The 15,463-nt window shown below is 62.9% G+C and carries 15 protein-coding genes; 8 read left to right on the top strand and 7 right to left on the bottom strand.

The features are described 5' to 3' along the window. Positions 1-23 precede the first annotated feature (23 nt). Positions 24-2,252 (bottom strand): transglycosylase domain-containing protein, encoded by a 2,229-nt coding sequence (locus R3O64_RS12305; RefSeq protein ID WP_284847742.1) that lies wholly within the window; start codon positions 2,250-2,252, stop codon positions 24-26. Between the two features lie 76 nt (positions 2,253-2,328). Continuing rightward, the gene (locus tag R3O64_RS12310; RefSeq protein ID WP_339017564.1) at positions 2,329-2,688 is read right to left on the bottom strand and encodes a DUF5318 family protein; all 360 of its coding nucleotides are present in this window, start codon (positions 2,686-2,688) and stop codon (positions 2,329-2,331) included. Positions 2,689-2,858: 170 nt separating this feature from the next. On the opposite strand from R3O64_RS12310, the gene R3O64_RS12315 reads away from it, so the two are divergent. From R3O64_RS12315 to R3O64_RS12325, 3 genes are all read left to right on the top strand, one after another. Next, a complete protein-coding gene (locus tag R3O64_RS12315) occupies positions 2,859-3,338 on the top strand; it encodes a MarR family winged helix-turn-helix transcriptional regulator (protein ID WP_339017021.1) in 480 nt (159 codons plus the stop codon). Positions 3,339-3,421: 83 nt separating this feature from the next. Then, the gene (locus tag R3O64_RS12320; RefSeq protein ID WP_154762696.1) at positions 3,422-4,405 is read left to right on the top strand and encodes a universal stress protein; all 984 of its coding nucleotides are present in this window, start codon (positions 3,422-3,424) and stop codon (positions 4,403-4,405) included. Positions 4,406-4,416: 11 nt separating this feature from the next. After that, positions 4,417-4,899: a hypothetical protein gene (locus R3O64_RS12325; RefSeq protein WP_070561807.1), complete on the top strand. Its 483-nt coding sequence runs from the start codon at positions 4,417-4,419 to the stop codon at positions 4,897-4,899. Here the strand turns inward: R3O64_RS12325 and R3O64_RS12330 are convergent. Together R3O64_RS12330 and R3O64_RS12335 are read right to left on the bottom strand one after the other, a co-directional pair. After that, positions 4,896-5,825, bottom strand: a complete 930-nt coding sequence (locus tag R3O64_RS12330) for a rhodanese-related sulfurtransferase (RefSeq protein WP_070533722.1) — start codon at positions 5,823-5,825, stop codon at positions 4,896-4,898. The two genes, R3O64_RS12325 and R3O64_RS12330, sit on opposite strands and share 4 nt — an antisense overlap. 53 nt (positions 5,826-5,878) lie before the next feature. Continuing rightward, the gene (locus R3O64_RS12335; RefSeq protein ID WP_339017023.1) at positions 5,879-7,375 is read right to left on the bottom strand and encodes a DUF1846 domain-containing protein; all 1,497 of its coding nucleotides are present in this window, start codon (positions 7,373-7,375) and stop codon (positions 5,879-5,881) included. A gap of 77 nt (positions 7,376-7,452) precedes the next feature. Here R3O64_RS12335 and R3O64_RS12340 point away from each other — a divergent pair, with 77 nt between their 5' ends. Beyond that, entirely contained in the window at positions 7,453-8,268 is an 816-nt protein-coding gene (locus tag R3O64_RS12340; RefSeq protein WP_070729677.1) for an Fpg/Nei family DNA glycosylase, read from the top strand. Between the two features lie 10 nt (positions 8,269-8,278). Next, positions 8,279-9,892, top strand: a complete 1,614-nt coding sequence (locus R3O64_RS12345; protein WP_339017024.1) for an NAD(P)H-hydrate epimerase — start codon at positions 8,279-8,281, stop codon at positions 9,890-9,892. Between the two features lie 160 nt (positions 9,893-10,052). On the opposite strand, the gene R3O64_RS12350 is transcribed toward R3O64_RS12345, so the two are convergent. The 3 genes from R3O64_RS12350 to R3O64_RS12360 are packed head-to-tail and all read right to left on the bottom strand — an operon-like array spanning position 10,053 to position 12,573. Then, complete coding sequence (locus R3O64_RS12350) at positions 10,053-10,877, bottom strand: TIGR02206 family membrane protein (protein ID WP_339017025.1); 825 nt, start codon at positions 10,875-10,877, stop codon at positions 10,053-10,055. A gap of 53 nt (positions 10,878-10,930) precedes the next feature. Further along, the gene (locus tag R3O64_RS12355) at positions 10,931-11,578 is read right to left on the bottom strand and encodes an ABC transporter ATP-binding protein (RefSeq protein WP_070684625.1); all 648 of its coding nucleotides are present in this window, start codon (positions 11,576-11,578) and stop codon (positions 10,931-10,933) included. Next, entirely contained in the window at positions 11,578-12,573 is a 996-nt protein-coding gene (locus R3O64_RS12360) for an ABC transporter permease (protein ID WP_339017027.1), read from the bottom strand. The genes R3O64_RS12355 and R3O64_RS12360 overlap by 1 nt, the downstream gene beginning before the upstream one ends. Positions 12,574-12,688: 115 nt before the next feature. Here R3O64_RS12360 and R3O64_RS12365 point away from each other — a divergent pair, with 115 nt between their 5' ends. From R3O64_RS12365 to R3O64_RS12375, 3 genes are read left to right on the top strand one after another with little or no spacing between them, the layout of a single operon-like run. Continuing rightward, positions 12,689-13,855: a sensor histidine kinase gene (locus R3O64_RS12365; RefSeq protein ID WP_339017028.1), complete on the top strand. Its 1,167-nt coding sequence runs from the start codon at positions 12,689-12,691 to the stop codon at positions 13,853-13,855. Then, the gene (locus R3O64_RS12370; protein WP_144014783.1) at positions 13,830-14,450 is read left to right on the top strand and encodes a response regulator; all 621 of its coding nucleotides are present in this window, start codon (positions 13,830-13,832) and stop codon (positions 14,448-14,450) included. The genes R3O64_RS12365 and R3O64_RS12370 overlap by 26 nt, the downstream gene beginning before the upstream one ends. Next, positions 14,451-15,461 (top strand): NAD(P)-binding domain-containing protein, encoded by a 1,011-nt coding sequence (locus R3O64_RS12375; RefSeq protein WP_339017029.1) that lies wholly within the window; start codon positions 14,451-14,453, stop codon positions 15,459-15,461. It begins immediately after the preceding gene. The last annotated feature ends 2 nt before the right edge of the window (positions 15,462-15,463 follow it).

Consider the following 15,463-nt stretch of genomic DNA (forward strand, 5'->3'; position numbering starts at 1 on the left):
TTGGCTCACCAGGGATCAGTCTCCTATTGGCCAAGTAGTTGGTCGAGGCCATCTCCATTGAGAATCTCATCCAGCGAGGGGACCTCAGGGTCGGCGGGCTGAGCCGGTTGCTCAGGCTGGGCCGGCTGCGCCGGGGCATCACCATGCCCCTCCTCATGGTGTTGGCCTTCCTCTGGTTTTGCCTCGCCCTCGCCCTCAGCGGCTTCGCCCTCCGGGCTTGCCGGGGTCTGGTCCCACGTCGTGGTCTGGCTCGGGTCATAGACATAGCCCGAACCCCAGCTGCCGACGCCGTAGTTGATCGGATAGGCCTGCGGGAAGGTCTGCTGCTCAGCATTAGCCAGAGAGGTATCCAAGATGGCCTTCCAGATCTTCGTCGGTGCGTCCGAGCCGTACATGATGCCGCCCCACTGATTGAAAATCGCGGAGGTGTTGTCGGCCGTGCCTACCCACACTGCTGTAGCGAGCTGCGGCGTGGAACCGACCATCCACGCATCTTTGTTCTGACCGGTGTCACCCAGCTGGGTGGTACCAGTCTTAGACGCAGACGGGCGCCCGCCAGCTAGCGCGCCATTCGACCATGCGGCAATTGGCTGCATCGCAGAAATAACGTTATTAGCCACGTTGGCGGAGACACGGCGCTCACCGCCGTCGGTCGGGTTCTCATAAAGAACCTCGCCGTTGGCGTTTTCAACCTTCTGCACGAAGTGCGGTTGGTGCCACACACCCTGGTTGGTCAAGGTAGCCATAGCGGTCGCCATGTCGAGGGGGCGGGACTGGTACTGGCCCAGCACGATGCCTTCGTACGGCGTACCGCCGTTCTCTGTCAGGGTCTTTTCAATCCCCGGCAGGCTGCGCGCAACGCCCAATGCGTGGGCCATGTCCGCGGTGTCCTGCGTCTTGTTTTCCAAGTCATCCTGGAGGCGCAGGAAGGACGTGTTATAAGACTTCTTCATTGCCTCAGCGATGGAGCAGCTACCGCAGCCGCCACCCACGTCGTTGGTCACGATCTGCGATCCTGGCAGCTGGTAGGGCGCCGAGGAGTAATAAGTATTGAGATCGATGCCCTGCTGGAGTGCTGCGGCCAGGGTCATAATCTTGAAGGTTGAGCCTGTCTGCAGCGGGGAATTGGCATAATCCCAGCCGCCAGAATCATCGCCGCCATAGTAGCCGCGCACGGCACCCGTAGCCGGGTCAATGGTCACGGCGGCGGCGCGGGCGTCCTCCTGCAGCACTCCAAGCTGCTCGTGGGCGGCGTCGGTTGACGCGTTTTGCACGGTCATGTCAATAGTGGTGGTCACCTTGAGGCCACCGGTGGCCAGCTGGTCCTCGGTAATACCCACACGCGCCAGTTCATCAGTGACCTGGTTCTTGATGTGCCCATAAGCACCGGGTGCCTCGGTGTAGGCGGAGTATTCGCTTGGATCACGGGTCTCCGGGAAAGCCATCTGGGACCGCTCAGCCGCATCCAGATCGCCCATCTCAACCAGGCCATCCATGACGTAGTTCCAGCGGTTCTGCGAGCGTTCCTCATCCACCCACGGATCCAAGACCGATGGGGACTGGATGAGGCCGGCGAGCATGGCGCCTTCCTCCACGGTGAGGTCCTTGGCGTCCTTATTGAAGTAGGCATTGGAGGCAGCCTCGATGCCGTAGGCATTGCGGCCGAAATAGACGGTGTTGAGGTAGGCGTTCAGGATGTCCTCTTTGGCCCACTCATTGGTCATCTTCACCGAATAGATGAGCTCACGGATCTTGCGGACGTAGGAGTATTCGTCACCCACCAGAGTGTTCTTCACGTATTGCTGGGTGATGGTGGAACCACCACCGGCAGTGCTATCACCCGTGAGCTTGCCCAAGACGGCGCGGCCCAGACCAGTGAAGGAGAAGCCCGAGTTGGTCCAGAACTCACGGTCCTCGGCAGCGAGGACCGAGTCCTCCACATAATCCGGGATCTCTTCCAACGTCACCTGACGGCGGTTGCCTTCCGGCGGAACGAGCTTGGCCAGCTGAGTTTCACCATCGCCGGCGACGATGGTGGAGATCTGGCTCGGCTGCAGCTCCTTGGGCCCGGGGACGTCGTATTGCGTATACGCGTAGCCGAAGAGCAGGGCAGGAATGCCCACTAGTACAAACAAAACAGCCAGCACGATCCACGGCCAGCGGCGCTTGCGGCCGGACGAACGCTGAGCGCTCTGTGAGGTGCTCTTCCTGCGATTACCTGACTTTCGCCCGGAGGTTTCCTTTTCGGTCACTGATCCGTGTCCTCATCAATCCTGTACAAAAACTGTAAATACATGCAGCTTACCGGCGTGAACTGGGAAGCCAAAACTACCCTAGAGCATAGACCGTGGCAGCTCGAAGCAGATGATTCCAGCGGCACGCCGGACACACTTCCACAAAATGCACGGTAAATTCCAGCCCTTCAGCGGCCATGTCCGCAATTTCCGCAGCGCTCCGCGCGCTTCCCGCCCGGCGTTTTAAAGCATCTCCATAAGCCCAACGGGTCAGCCGCATGTCTGAACCGCACACTGGGCACGGCTTGCACATGTCGACGCCATGGTGTTCCGCCGCCGCGCGAAGGAGAAAGTCGGCATCACATAGCTCTTCCCGCGTCACCTTTCCCGCGCGAAGCTCGCGCAGATGCTGTGCACGCTCCCATTCATAAGAGACTTCGTTGCGGTAGGCCACTTCTGGCCTTGTCTTTGCAGACTCTGCCTTTGACGGAGAATTCACGCCGGACAGTGTAGTGCCGGCGGCGTCAACAATCTAGGCCCTTTCATAGTGCTTCGCGGTGGGAAACCAAATTTTTTAATCGGCTAACTACCGCTCCGCGAAATTACTAGCTACACTTATTTTCCATGAGTGAAGAAACTATCGAATCCCCCATCCCTTACGAGGATGCCCTGGAAGTCGCCCGCCAGATCCAGCCCGCGCTCAACAAACTTATGCTCATTTTCCAGCGCACGACAGAGGGCACATCCCTCACCACGTCGCAGGTCTCCATCATGAACCAGCTGCGCATGCGCGGCCCTTCACGCGTGAGCACCATCGCCCAGGCAGAGCTCATCCGGATGCCTACCGCCTCCAATGCGCTGTACCAATTGGAACGCCAAGGTTTCGTGGAACGCCACCGCGACGAGAAGGACCGCCGCGGTGTCCTCGTCGCCCTTACCCAGCTCGGTGAATCCGAGCTGACCATCGTCTCTCGCCAGCGTGCGGCGGCTTTGGCAGAGATCCTGCGTTGGCTCGATCCGGACGACATCAAGAATGCCAACTCCCTGGTTAACCTGATCTCCAAGCTGGCCGATGTCTACCGGCCAATCATGGAAGGAAAATAGACCAAAAGCGCCGGTAGAGCGGATTTTTATTTTAAGGCGTGAAGGGCCGATAATGAATAAAACGACCCCGAACCTTTTGATGAATGGCTAAGAATTCTTCACACCCCGCGGAAGGACAGTGCTCCCCAGACGCCACGGTCCCTCCGCTCCGCGTCCTTGTTTCGTGGAGCCCCAGCTCCACCGGCACGGAAGCTATCGAGTTTGCCGCGTGGATCGCGCGTTCCACGCCCGTTCAGATCCGCGTGGTATCTACTATTTCGCAACCACTCACCGTGACGTCGCTCAGCAAGCTCACCGGTTCCTATAAAAAGTGGTTCAAGAAGGAGCGCGCCGCCTGCGAGCGGGCCGTCAAACAGGCGTTGAACGCGGCTGGGGTAGACAAGTCCCAGCTCGATAAGAACGTCTCCGTTCTCATCGCAGGGCCCTCGCGCCCGCAGCTCTTGGAGGAGGCGGCCAAGGAATTCAACGCAAGCGTCATCCTCCTCGGCGCAAACCAATCCGCACCCAAGGGCCGTTTCTTCTCCGGCTCTACCGCCGATGCGCTTTTGCACTATGCGCCGCTCCCAGTGGGCTTGACTCCGCGCGGCATCAAGCTGTCTAAGCACGGCATCACCCGCATTAATTTTGCTTTCACCGATCTTGGCAGCGCCGATGATCCCGCTCTCATGCACGCGGCCTGCATTGCGCAGCGCGGCGGTATCCCCCTGCGCATCCTGGCGTTTTCAGCCAAGGGGCTTGTCGACGTCCCCCTCGAATACTCCCCCACCTTTCCTTCCGATGCCCCCAATTGGCGCGAGCACTCGCTTTCGTTGTTGGACCGGGCCCACGATTTCATCGCGGATGCCTACCCCGAGCTTTCGGTCACGACGGCCATCGGCAGCGGCCATGGCTGGTCCGGCGCGGTGGACTCGCTGAAGTGGAAGAAGGGCGACCTCCTCTGCTTAGGCTCCGACCCCATGGGCCCCATCGAGCGCGTCTTCATCGGCAGCACCGCCACCGAGCTGCTCCCGCATCTGGGTGTGCCCGTGCTGGTCTGCCCCAGCACCTACACCACCGAAGCGCGTTAGACTGGCAGACCATGGCAGCTGAGCACCCCGAAAACGATCTCACGTCCGACGCGGACTATACGAACCTGCCTCGCCCCGAGCCCCGCACATTTGACGAGCTTGCCGACGAACCCGATCCCCTCGCCGTCGCCGAAGCCAACCGCCGCTCCTCGCGCCAAGCGCTGTGGTTTATGATTGCCATCCTTATCGGCTCAGCGCTGTATGCGCTCCTCCTCGCGGGGATCTTTAAGGTCGCCGGAACCACGACCGACTGCCTCCGCGCCGAGTATGCCGCCTGGCTCTGCACGAGGACCCAGCGCACCGTGTTCGCCACGACGACGCTAATCATCCCCTTCATCGGCATGATCGGCTGCGCCGTCATCATGGTGCGCAAGCTCAAGGCCTATGTGCGCTGGCGCGGTTGGATGGCCATCTTCTGGGTCATGGCCGGCAACTTCATGATCTGGTGCATCAACGATATCCAGATCCTGCTCGCCCCGGTTATCGAAAACTAGCCCTGCGCCTGGGCAGCTGCCACCTCGGCGCAATCCGGCCGCCCACAGTGCTGTGTTTCCACATGCTGGATGCAGTCATCGCAGATGAGCACCTGCTTACGGCACGTGTCCTCGTTGATGCAGTTATGGAACGTGTTGGTTCCCGCCCCGCAATGCACACAGTGGCCGAGCTGAATGAAGCCCGGATCCTCTAGGCCCTGGCCAAACTCGTGGTGCATGCGCTTGTCAAAGACGTACATCGAGCCTTCCCACAGGCCATCGTTGCCGTACTTTTCGCCGTAGCGCACAATGCCGCCGTCGATTTGATAGACCTCGTTGAAGCCTCTGTTCTTCATCAGCGCTGAGAGGATTTCGCAGCGGATGCCGCCCGTGCAGTAGGAGACCACGGGCTTGTCCTTCATCCAGTCATATTTTCCGGACTCGATTTCGGCGATGAAGTCATGCGTCGTGCGCACGTCCGGCACCACGGCATTCTTGAACTTGCCGATTTCCGCCTCCATGGCATTGCGTCCGTCGAAGAAGACGACCTCCTCGCCGCGCTCTTCTACTAGCTTGTTGACCTCTTCGGGTTTGAGGTGAACGCCGCCGCCGATGACGCCGTTCTCATCCACTTTGAGCTCACCCGGCGCGCCGAAGGCCACGATCTCATCGCGTACCTTGACCGAGAGGCGCGGGAAATCCTCCGCACCGCCTTCGGACCACTTGAACTCCATCTTCTTGAAGCCCGGGTACTCGCGGGTTTCGCGCACGTAGCGCTTGCAGGCCTCCATGTCCCCGCCCACGGTGCCGTTGATGCCGTGCTCCGAAATGAGGATGCGGCCCTTCAGCCCGAGCTTCTCGCAGAGGTTACGCTGCCACAGCATGATCGCGGTGGGGTCCTCAATGGGAGTAAAGCAGTAGTAGAGGAGAATCTTGCCAATAGTCACGCCCGCAAGTCTAGGCCTGCTAATGGCAAGATCCCCAATTTTTCGGTGGAGTCTCAGCGCTTCTGGTACAGCGCGCTCTTGCGGGCAAAGACCGGATCGGAGGTCACCAGGACACCTAGGTTGCGGAAGATGCCCTCATCCACGGAACCCAAGATGGTGGTGGTGTGGACATCGCAGCCCTCGAGTTCCTTCAGTGCGTCGAGCGCGCGGCGGGCGTTCTCGTCCTTGGCCGCGGAGACAGAGAGTGCGATGAGCACCTCGTCGGTGTGCAGGCGCGGGTTCTGCGAACCCAGATGCTTGGTCTTCAGCGTCTGGATCGGCTCGATGGATTCCGGCGAGAGCAGGTGCAGGTCATCGTCGATGCCCGCCAGGTGCTTGAGCGCATTGAGCAAGGTGGCCGCCGAGCAGCCCAGAAGTGGGGAGGTGCGGCCGGTGATGATGGTGCCGTCGTGAAGCTGCAGCGCGGACGCCGGGCCGTCGGTCTCCTCCGCCTTCTGACGCGCCGGGAGCACCACCGGGCGGTCGGTGGACTTGATGCCGGCCTTCGCCATGACCACGGCGGCACGCTCGGACTGCGTGGAGTCGAGGCCGTTGCGGGCCTCCTCCACCAAAGTCTTGAAATAGCGGCGGATGATTTCCTGCCGGGAGGCCTCGCGGCAGACCTCGTCGTCGGTGATGCAGAAGCCCACCATGTTCACGCCCATGTCCGTCGAGGACTGGTAGGGAACGGTGCCGGTCAGGCGCTCAAGCAGGGACTTCAGCAGCGGGAAGGCCTCGACGTCGCGGTTGTAGTTCACCGTGGATTCGCCGTGCGCGGAGAGGTGGAAGTGGTCGATGACGTTGGCGTCGTTAAGGTCCACCGTGGCTGCCTCGTATGCCAGGTTCACCGGGTGGTCGAGCGGCAGGTTCCAGATGGGGAAGGTCTCAAACTTGGCGTAGCCCGCCTGCACGCCGCGCACGTTCTCGTGGTAGACCTGCGATAGTGCGGTAGCCAACTTACCGGAGCCCGGCCCCGGCGCGGTGACCACCACGAGGTCACGGGTGGTCTCCACGTAGTCGTTCTTGCCCAACCCCTCCTCGGAGACGATGAGGTCGATGTTGGCGGGGTAGCCCGGGATGACGCGGTGGCGCGCCACCGTCAGCCCCAGGCGCTCGAGGCGCTCGATGAAGGCCTCCGCCTGGCTGTTGCCGTCCTCGAGCTGCGTCATGACGATGTTGTTGACAAGGAAACCGCGGCCCCGGAAGACGTCGACAAGCCGCAGCACATCGTCTTCGTAGAGGATCCCCAGGTCACCGCGCATCTTTTGGCGCTCGATGTCCTTGGCGTTGATGCAGACGAGGATTTCTACGTCATCTTTGATGCGCTCGAGCATCGCAATCTTGTTATCCGGGGTGAAACCGGGCAGCACGCGGGAGGCATGCATGTCATCGAAAAGCTTGCCACCCATTTCCAGGTAAAGCTTCCCACCGATTTCTTTGCGTCGAGCGTTGATGTGCTCCGACTGCAGCTCAATGTATTTTTCACGGTCAAAACCGATTGCGCGCCCCATAGTATTTAGGCCCTTCCGTTCAACGGGTAGTACCCGGAAAGTCTACAGCAGCACTGCCCCCGCGTAGACTTCCTGACATGCCTGAGGGACACGTTATTCACCGCCTTGCTCGGACACTCAATGCGGACTTTCGCGGCGCGCCGCTAGCTGTGAGCAGCCCCCAGGGCAGGTTTGCTGCGGAGGCCGCGCTTGTCGACGCCTCACCCCTCTCCCTCGCCGAAGCCTTTGGCAAGCACCTCTTCCTCCACTTCGATGCGGATAACCCGCGCCACGTGATTTACATCCATTTGGGGCTCATTGGGTCCCTGCGCTTTGAGCCTTCCGCTGATGTGTGGGGGCAAATCCGGCTGCGCATCGATAACGGAACGATGGCCGCGAACCTGCGCGGCCCGCAGTTCTGCACGCTCATTACGGAGGAGGAGTACAAGGCCAAGGTGGCGAAGGTGGGCCAAGATCCTCTCCGCACAGACGCCGACCCTGATGCGCTGTGGGCCCGCGTGCATGCCTCGCGGCGCAGCATCGGCGCGATGCTCATGGACCAAGGACTCTTCGCCGGGGTGGGCAATATCTACCGCGCAGAAGCCCTATTCCGGCAAGAACTCTCCCCCTTCATCCCGGGCAACCAGCTCGACCGCGCGGAGTTCGATGCCATCTGGTCTGACCTGGTCGATCTCATGGACTACGGCGTGGAGCACGGCCGCATCGACACGGTTCGCCCCGCGCACACACCGGAGGCCATGGGCCGCGAGCCGCGCAAGGATGACCACGGCGGCGAGGTCTACGTCTACCGCCGCGCCGGGCTGCCGTGCCATGTGTGCGGCACCGAGATCCGGGAGCAGGTCATGCAGGGCCGCAACCTCTTTTGGTGCCCTACCTGCCAACCCGCGCGCTAGGGTGTGGGTTATGCGTCCCGCTTATACCGTTGCCACTGTCCGTGCCGCTGAAAAGCACCTGCTGGAACAGCAGTCTCATGAGGATCAGCTCATGAAGCTGGCCGCCGCGGCGGTGACCGACGCCGCCTCGGTGATGCTGGAGGCACGCCCCGGCGCGGTGCTCATTCTTGCCGGTTCCGGCGGCAACGGCGGGGATGGGCTCTTTGCCGGGGCGGAGCTGGCTTCGCGCGGGGTTACGGTCCATGCTCTGGTTCCGGAACGCTGCCACGAGGAGGCCCTCACTGCGTTCCGCAGTGCTGGTGGGACGGTCCTTTCTGCCGGCGCGCTGTCTAACGGCAGCGCGCCCATAGGAAGCGCGCTGCTTATCGACGCCATCGCCGGCCTCGGATCCGCACGGGGTTTAACCGGCACCGCGCTTTCGCTCTACCGCGAAGCCACCGCTGCCGGGGCGGCAGTCTTAGCCGTCGACATGCCCACCGGCGTCGATGCCGACACGGGAGTGCGCGCCGCGGATGCCGTCCACGCCGATGTCACCGTCACCTTTGGCTCGCCACGGCTCGGTCACGCGCTGGCCGCCGAATGCGGGCAGGTTGTGGTCTCCGATCTCTTCTTGCCCGGCGCACCTTCTTTCGCTGCGACCCTCGCCGAACTCGATGAACCAGCGGCATTCATCGCCCACGAGCCCTCCGTGCCGACGCCCTTTGGGTGGCAATCGGGCGAACTCGATCTGCCGGGCGGGCGCGCTTCCCGCCCCTGGCCAGTTGGCTGCACTGGCCCCATCGTTGATCCCACACCGAGCGCGCGCTCTGATAAGTACTCCGGCGGGGTCGTCGCCCTGGCTGCCGGAAGTGATACCTACCCGGGCGCGGGGATCCTCTGTGCCACCGCGGCGGTGCGCGCCACGCCCTCAATGGTGCGCTTCATCGGCGATAACTCGATTACCTCCCTGCTTCCCGAGCTGGTCTGCCATCCCGATGTGTCCTCCGCCGGTCAGGCCCAGGCCTGGGTCGTGGGCCCCGGCCGCAGTACCGATGCAGCGGCGGCCACCGAACTGCGAAAGGTGCTAGCGCAGGACCTACCCACCATTCTCGATGCCGACGCCCTGACACTTTTGGCGCGCAACACCTCCCTGCGCCAGAAAGCTGCCGAGCTCCCGATGACCATCCTCACCCCGCATGAAGGCGAGTTCCGCCGCCTCTACGAAGCCACCTTCGGCTCTACGCCCGATGCGTCTGCTGGGTGGGGCGCTGCCCTCCACGAGCTATCCGAGGAGCTGGACAGCATCATCCTGCTCAAAGGCCGCCTGACCCGCGTTACCGCTCCGGGCCAGCCGGTTTATTCCTTCAACGCCGGTCACTCCTTTGCCGCGACCCCGGGCTCCGGGGACGTGCTCTCCGGCATCCTCGGCGCGGTCATGGCCCAGCTCTTCGCCGAAACCTCCACCGAAACCGCCGCCGCGACCACCGCCCGAACCATCACCGAGGTCCTCCACGCCGGCGCTATCCACGCACACGCGGCGGCCATCGCGGCCGAAACCCCCGAGGGCTTCGCGCCCTGTTCTGCGTCCCAGATCGCGGCGGCCATCCCGCAAGCCATTGCGCGGCTCCTCAACGCGCAACGCTAGCTCCGTGGCCCGGCGCTAGCTCCGCAGCAAGGTACGTTTCGATCAAATAACACCCCAGAAATTCGAAGATCTGGGACCTTATTTGATCGATCCGTACCTAGCCACCACCGTGTGGGTACGTTTTCGCACACAAGCCCTAAAATTCCGCGGTTCGCAGCCACTATTTACGAAAACGTACCGTGGCGCGGCGCAGGATCCCGGACGCGGTACCGACGGACTTGCGCATGAGCCCGCGTGGCCCCACCGCCACCGTGCCGCGGCGCAGCGAAGTGTTCTCCCACGGCCACGTCATCCCCGCCCATGCTGCTGCGACGGCGAGGGTCTCTACCGCGATGTAGCCAGGCCAGGGTCCCAGCAGGTTGATGATGGAGGGGCTTCCCGGCGCGTGGTTAAGGAAGCCATAATTGCCGTCGGTCTTCGCATTGACCGCCATGGCGGTGGCCATCCATACAGGGGTGACCTTCACGGCGAAGCGATAGCCCTTCCACGTCGGCCGGTAGCCCAAACCAAAGGTCAGCGCTAGCGGAACAGCAAGGGCCACGATGTGGAAGAACCAATAGGTACCAAACCGCAGCCAGCGCGGGGAGAAGTAGTAGATGACGTCCGGGGTGATAATGGCCTGCGGGTTGAGGATGATGCCCCAGAAGTAGGTCAAGGTCAGGGCGTGCTCGTTGCCGGTGATAAGGCCCAGCGCCAAAATGGGGCGCAGCACATCGCACAGGTGCAAAGGCAAAGACTCGCGGATATCGAATTGCTTCGGGTCCAGGGAGATGACCGTCCACGCAGTGCCCGCCACCAGCAAGGCCCAGCCCACCATCCGGCGGATGAAGGTCTCGCGGGAGGTTCCCTTGATTCTGCGGGCAGCGACGATAAAGACCCCGCAGGCCACCACGGTGATGCTCAACATGAGCGCATGTAGCGCGGTCCACTGCTGCATGCGCGGGTAGTCAGTTGGGCTTACTCGGGGCTTGCGGGGTCGAATCATAACGGGGTAATAATTTACCCCTTTGTATGAACATGTGAGAGATGAGCGGGTTCCTACGCGGCTAGCTCGGAATATTCGGAGAGCTTTCCATCCTTGACCTCGACCACGGTATCGGCATAGTCCAGCAGGCTGCGGTCGTGTGTGATGAACAGTGTGGCGGTGTCGAAGTCATCGGTGACCCCGCGCAGGAGCTTGGCAATCTCGCGGGAGAGCTTGGAGTCGAGGGCGGAAGTGGGTTCGTCGGCAAGCAGCACGGAAGGCTGGCCCATCAGCGCGCGGGCAATGTTGACGCGCTGGCGCTGGCCACCGGAGAGCTGGTTCATGCGGCGGTTGCCAAAGCCTTCCAAGCCCACGAAGCTGAGCAGCTCGTCAGCCCGGTCACCGCGGGGCTTGCGGCCTTCCATGTGATCAATAATGAGCAGCTGTTCGCGCGCAGTCAGGGCTGCTAGCAGGTTGGCCTGCTGGAAGATGAGGCCACGGGTGCCGTGCATCTCAACGGATCCGGAGTCCGGCTCGATAAGTCCAGCGGCCACGGAGAGCAGGGTGGATTTACCGGAACCGGATTCGCCGATGACGGCGGTGAGCTCGCCGGGCTTAACGTCCAGGCTCACGCCGTCGAGTGCAGTTGTGCGGGACTGGCCGTCGGGGTAGGTCACCACGATGTCGCGCAGTGACAGGGCGGGAGTAACGGTGGTAGTCATTATGCGTTGCCTCCTAGGGCGTCGAGCGGGTTGATCTTGGAAACGCGGCGGGTGGCCAGGAAGGCACCGGCGATGCCGAGCAGCCAAATGCCGAGTGCGGGGACGATGACGGTCATGGCGGAGACCTCGAAGGGCACAGCACCTTGGGCGGCAAGGCCCAGCAGCCAGCCGGCGAGCGCGCCCACCCCAACGCCAATCGCCAGGATGATGGCGGCCTGCGCAATAGCGTCCTTGAGCAGGTACTTCACGCTGGCGCCAAGGGCACGCAGGATGGACAGGTCACGGGTGCGCTGAATGGTCCAGATGCTCAGGAAAGCGATGGTGACCAGCGCGGAGATACCGTAGAGGAAGGCCTGCATGGTCAGCAGGGAACCGCGCTCCGAGTTATATGCCGGCAGGCCGGACAGGGCCTTGCCCATGGACACGGAGGTGTCGGTCGGCTCGTGGGAAAGCACGGCCACGCCCACCATGTCCTCGGGGGAATGGGAAACCTTCTGCCAGGTTTCGGTAGCGACCCACACCACCGGGGAGTGGGAGTAATACTCATCCTCAACCACCGCGTTCACGTCCAGGTCCACGCCGCCAAGGGTGCCCCGGGACGGCGCGTTCAGGGCCTCGTCGATGGATTGGCTCAAGACCATGCCTTCCTCCGGAATCACGGTGCTAGAGCCGGGGATCTGAGTGCCGGCGGGCAGTCCGATAACCGCCACGCCGCCGTGGCCCTCCAGCTTGGTTTGGGAGGTGCCCAGCGGAATACCAGAGGCGGGAACGTCCTCGGCGAAGATCTCCGACTCGGTGAAGGAGGGATCTTCCGTCGAGAAGGTCACATAAGGATTCTGCTCCCCGAGAGCCTCGAGTGCGGAGGTATTTTGCTTGGACAGGCCTTGGGTCAGGCCGGACAACATAACGAGCAACAACGTAATTAGAGCCACGACGCCGCCGATCAGGAAGAACCGACCGCGGGCGGTGACTATCTCTCTCAATGCCAGGAACATACTATTTATCCTGCGTGTGCGGGCGCCGAAAGTAATCGGGTAGCCAGTTGAACCTCTACTCAACCAGTTGGTTGATTCGCGCTCCCCCACCTAGGCGATAGGCTGGTGCCTCGTGATGATGAGCAACAAACTGTGGACCGTGGGACTGCATGCCATGTTCGGCTTCCTCCTCGTGTTCGGAGTGCTCCGCGCCTGGGCCGATGAGCGCCTCGACGCCCGCGTCCTCGGCCTCTCCATTGCACTCGCAGTGGTCTACACGTGTTTCGTCATCTTCGGTTCCCGTACCATTACCCGCCCCGTCCCCACCACGCTGTGGCTCGCCGCTTTGTGCTTGTTGTGGATCGGCCTCATGGTGCACGCCCAAGACTTCATGTGGCTCGAGTTCCCGCTGGTCTTCGTCTTCATCCATGCACTGCCCTTCTGGCCGGGCATTCTCGCCAGCGTGGTCCTGTGGGCCGTGGCCGCCTTCGTCCCCGCGTGGATCCACCCGCAATTCTGGACCGCGGCCGCGGCCATCGGGCCCTTCATTGGCACCTGCTTCGCCGTGGCCGTCTACCACGCCGCCCGCCGGGTTCAGGCGGAGGCGGCGCACCACGAGGCCGTCGCCAAGCAGCTGCGTGAGACCCAGGAAGAGCTCGCCGCCAGCGAGCACCAAGCCGGGCGCCTCGAGGAGCGGGAGCGGCTCTCCCGCGAGATCCACGACACCGTAGCGCAGGGGCTGTCCTCCATCGTCCTGCTCAGCCGCGCCGCCAAGAACACCTCCACGCAGCAGGACGTCACCGAACAGCTCGCACTCATTGAGAAGGTGGCCCAGGACAACCTGGCCGAGGCCCGGCGCTTCGTCAAGGAGCTCGCGGCCCCTGCCTCCTCCATCGATAAGGAACTGCGCGCACTCGTGGATGAGCTCCAAGCCCAGGCCAAAGGGCTCGGGCTGCGTACCTATTTTGAGCTCAAGTTCACCGGCAGCGCTGACGTACCCGCCGAGTTTTCCCACGTCATCCTGCGCGCCGCGCGCGAAGGGCTGACCAATGTCATGAAGCACGCCGACGCCGACCAAGCCGTGGTCACCCTCGGCTCTTTCGAGGATGGAATCATCCTCGATGTCGTCGATAACGGCCGCGGCATCGACAGTCCGCGCGGCTTCGGGCTCACCGGCCTGGAGCAGCGTGTTCGCAGCGTCGGCGGCAGCGTCCAAGTAGAATCTTCACCCGCCGGCACCGCGCTCGCGGTGCGAATCCCAACAGGAGGCAGCAGCAATGGTCAACGTGATGCTCATCGATGATCACCCCGTGGTCCGCGCCGGGCTGCGCGCGATTCTAAACGCCTTCCCCGATATCGAGGTGGTGTTGGAAGGCTCCGATGGCTCGGCCGTCGAAAAGCTGGCGGATGCTGATTGCCCCCATATCGATGTCGTCGTCTGCGATATCCAAATGCCGGATGTCGACGGCATCGCCGCCACCCGGCGCGTGCGCGAGCTCGATGGGCCCCCGGTGCTCATCCTGACCACCTATGACACGCAGGCGGATATCCTGGCCGCCGTGGAGGCGGGCGCGTTGGGCTACCTGCTCAAGGACGCCCCCGAGGACACCCTGCACGCCGCGGTGCTCGACACCGCCGCGGGCAAGCGGACCTTGGCGCCTGAAGTCACGAACCTCCTGGCGGAGCGCTTGGCGCAGCCGGAAACCGCGCTGTCTCCCCGCGAGCTGGAGATCCTGCAAGCGCTGGCCACGGGAGCCTCCAACAAGCAGATTGCCCAGCGGCTCTTCATCTCCGAGGCCACGGTCAAAACCCACCTCATCCACGTCTATCAGAAGCTCGGCGTGGAAACCCGCACCGCAGCCGTCTCCGCCGCCCGCGAACGAAAGCTCATCCAATAGATGCATACCTACGATTGCATCGTGGTAGGTGGCGGCCAATCCGGCCTGGCCACCGGCTACTACCTGCACCGCCAGAAACTCGACTTCCTCGTCCTCGACGCCAACTCCTCCCCCGGCGGAGCTTGGCAGCACGTGTGGGATTCACTCACGCTCTTTAGCGATGCTCAGTCCTCCACCCTGCCCGGCTGGCCCATGCCCGCCTACCCCGGCTTCCCGCCGGCTTCCCACGTGGTGGACTACCTCACCCGCTATGAGCAGCGCTATGACCTGCCGGTCCGGCACGGGGTGGCGGTGGAGCGCGTGCTTGACGACGCCTCCCACTTCCGCCTCCTCACCACCCACGGTGAGTTCCGTGCCCGCACCGTCGTGGCCGCGACGGGCACCTGGTCCGCGCCCTTTATCCCCTTCTACCCCGGTGAATTCCAGGGTTGCCAATGGCACACGGCGAGCTACCCGGGGTGTGGTCCTTTCTTAGAGCGCGGCCACAACAATCCTGTAGCCGTTGTCGGTGCTGGTAATTCCGGCGCGCAGATCGCCGCCGAGCTCTCCCTCGCCGGCGTGGACACCACGTGGTTTACCGCGCACCCTCCACGCTGGATGCCGGATGATGTAGACGGGCGCGTGCTCTTTAGCCGCAACCGTCAGCGAATGCTGGCCAAGCTGCGGGGCGAGCCGGACCCGGGCCCCGAAACAGAACTGGGGGATATCGTCATGGTCCCGCCAGTGCTCAAAGCCCGCGATAGTGGGATTCTGAACGCCACCGGCATGTTCTCCTCACTCGAGGAGCTCAACCGCGAGGGCTTTAGCGATCTCATCTGGGCCACCGGCTTCCGGCCGGCCTTGCGCCCCTTCCCCGGGCTGCTGGCAGAAGGAAAGCCCACGGTGGAAGGTTTCTTCCCCGTGGGCTATGGCTCGTGGACGGGCCCGGGCTCGGCCACGATTACTGGTGTCTCACCCTATGCGCGGCGGGTGGCGGGGGACGTCGCCAAGCTCGTGCGTACGCCCAGCTAAGT

The organism is Corynebacterium hesseae (assembly GCF_037850265.1).
Classification (GTDB): domain Bacteria; phylum Actinomycetota; class Actinomycetes; order Mycobacteriales; family Mycobacteriaceae; genus Corynebacterium; species Corynebacterium hesseae.

Bases quoted from the DNA above. Each gene is read 5' to 3' on its own strand.
- R3O64_RS12350 (WP_339017025.1), bottom strand. From the start codon at position 10,877: ATGATTCGACCCCGCAAGCCCCGAGTAAGCCCAACTGACTACCCGCGC.
- R3O64_RS12365 (WP_339017028.1), top strand. From the start codon at position 12,689: ATGATGAGCAACAAACTGTGGACCGTGGGACTGCATGCCATGTTCGGC.
- R3O64_RS12315 (WP_339017021.1), top strand. From the start codon at position 2,859: ATGAGTGAAGAAACTATCGAATCCCCCATCCCTTACGAGGATGCCCTG.
- R3O64_RS12355 (WP_070684625.1), bottom strand. From the start codon at position 11,578: ATGACTACCACCGTTACTCCCGCCCTGTCACTGCGCGACATCGTGGTG.
- R3O64_RS12370 (WP_144014783.1), top strand. From the start codon at position 13,830: ATGGTCAACGTGATGCTCATCGATGATCACCCCGTGGTCCGCGCCGGG.
- R3O64_RS12340 (WP_070729677.1), top strand. From the start codon at position 7,453: ATGCCTGAGGGACACGTTATTCACCGCCTTGCTCGGACACTCAATGCG.
- R3O64_RS12320 (WP_154762696.1), top strand. From the start codon at position 3,422: ATGGCTAAGAATTCTTCACACCCCGCGGAAGGACAGTGCTCCCCAGAC.
- R3O64_RS12375 (WP_339017029.1), top strand. From the start codon at position 14,451: ATGCATACCTACGATTGCATCGTGGTAGGTGGCGGCCAATCCGGCCTG.
- R3O64_RS12360 (WP_339017027.1), bottom strand. From the start codon at position 12,573: ATGTTCCTGGCATTGAGAGAGATAGTCACCGCCCGCGGTCGGTTCTTC.
- R3O64_RS12325 (WP_070561807.1), top strand. From the start codon at position 4,417: ATGGCAGCTGAGCACCCCGAAAACGATCTCACGTCCGACGCGGACTAT.
- R3O64_RS12345 (WP_339017024.1), top strand. From the start codon at position 8,279: ATGCGTCCCGCTTATACCGTTGCCACTGTCCGTGCCGCTGAAAAGCAC.
- R3O64_RS12335 (WP_339017023.1), bottom strand. From the start codon at position 7,375: ATGGGGCGCGCAATCGGTTTTGACCGTGAAAAATACATTGAGCTGCAG.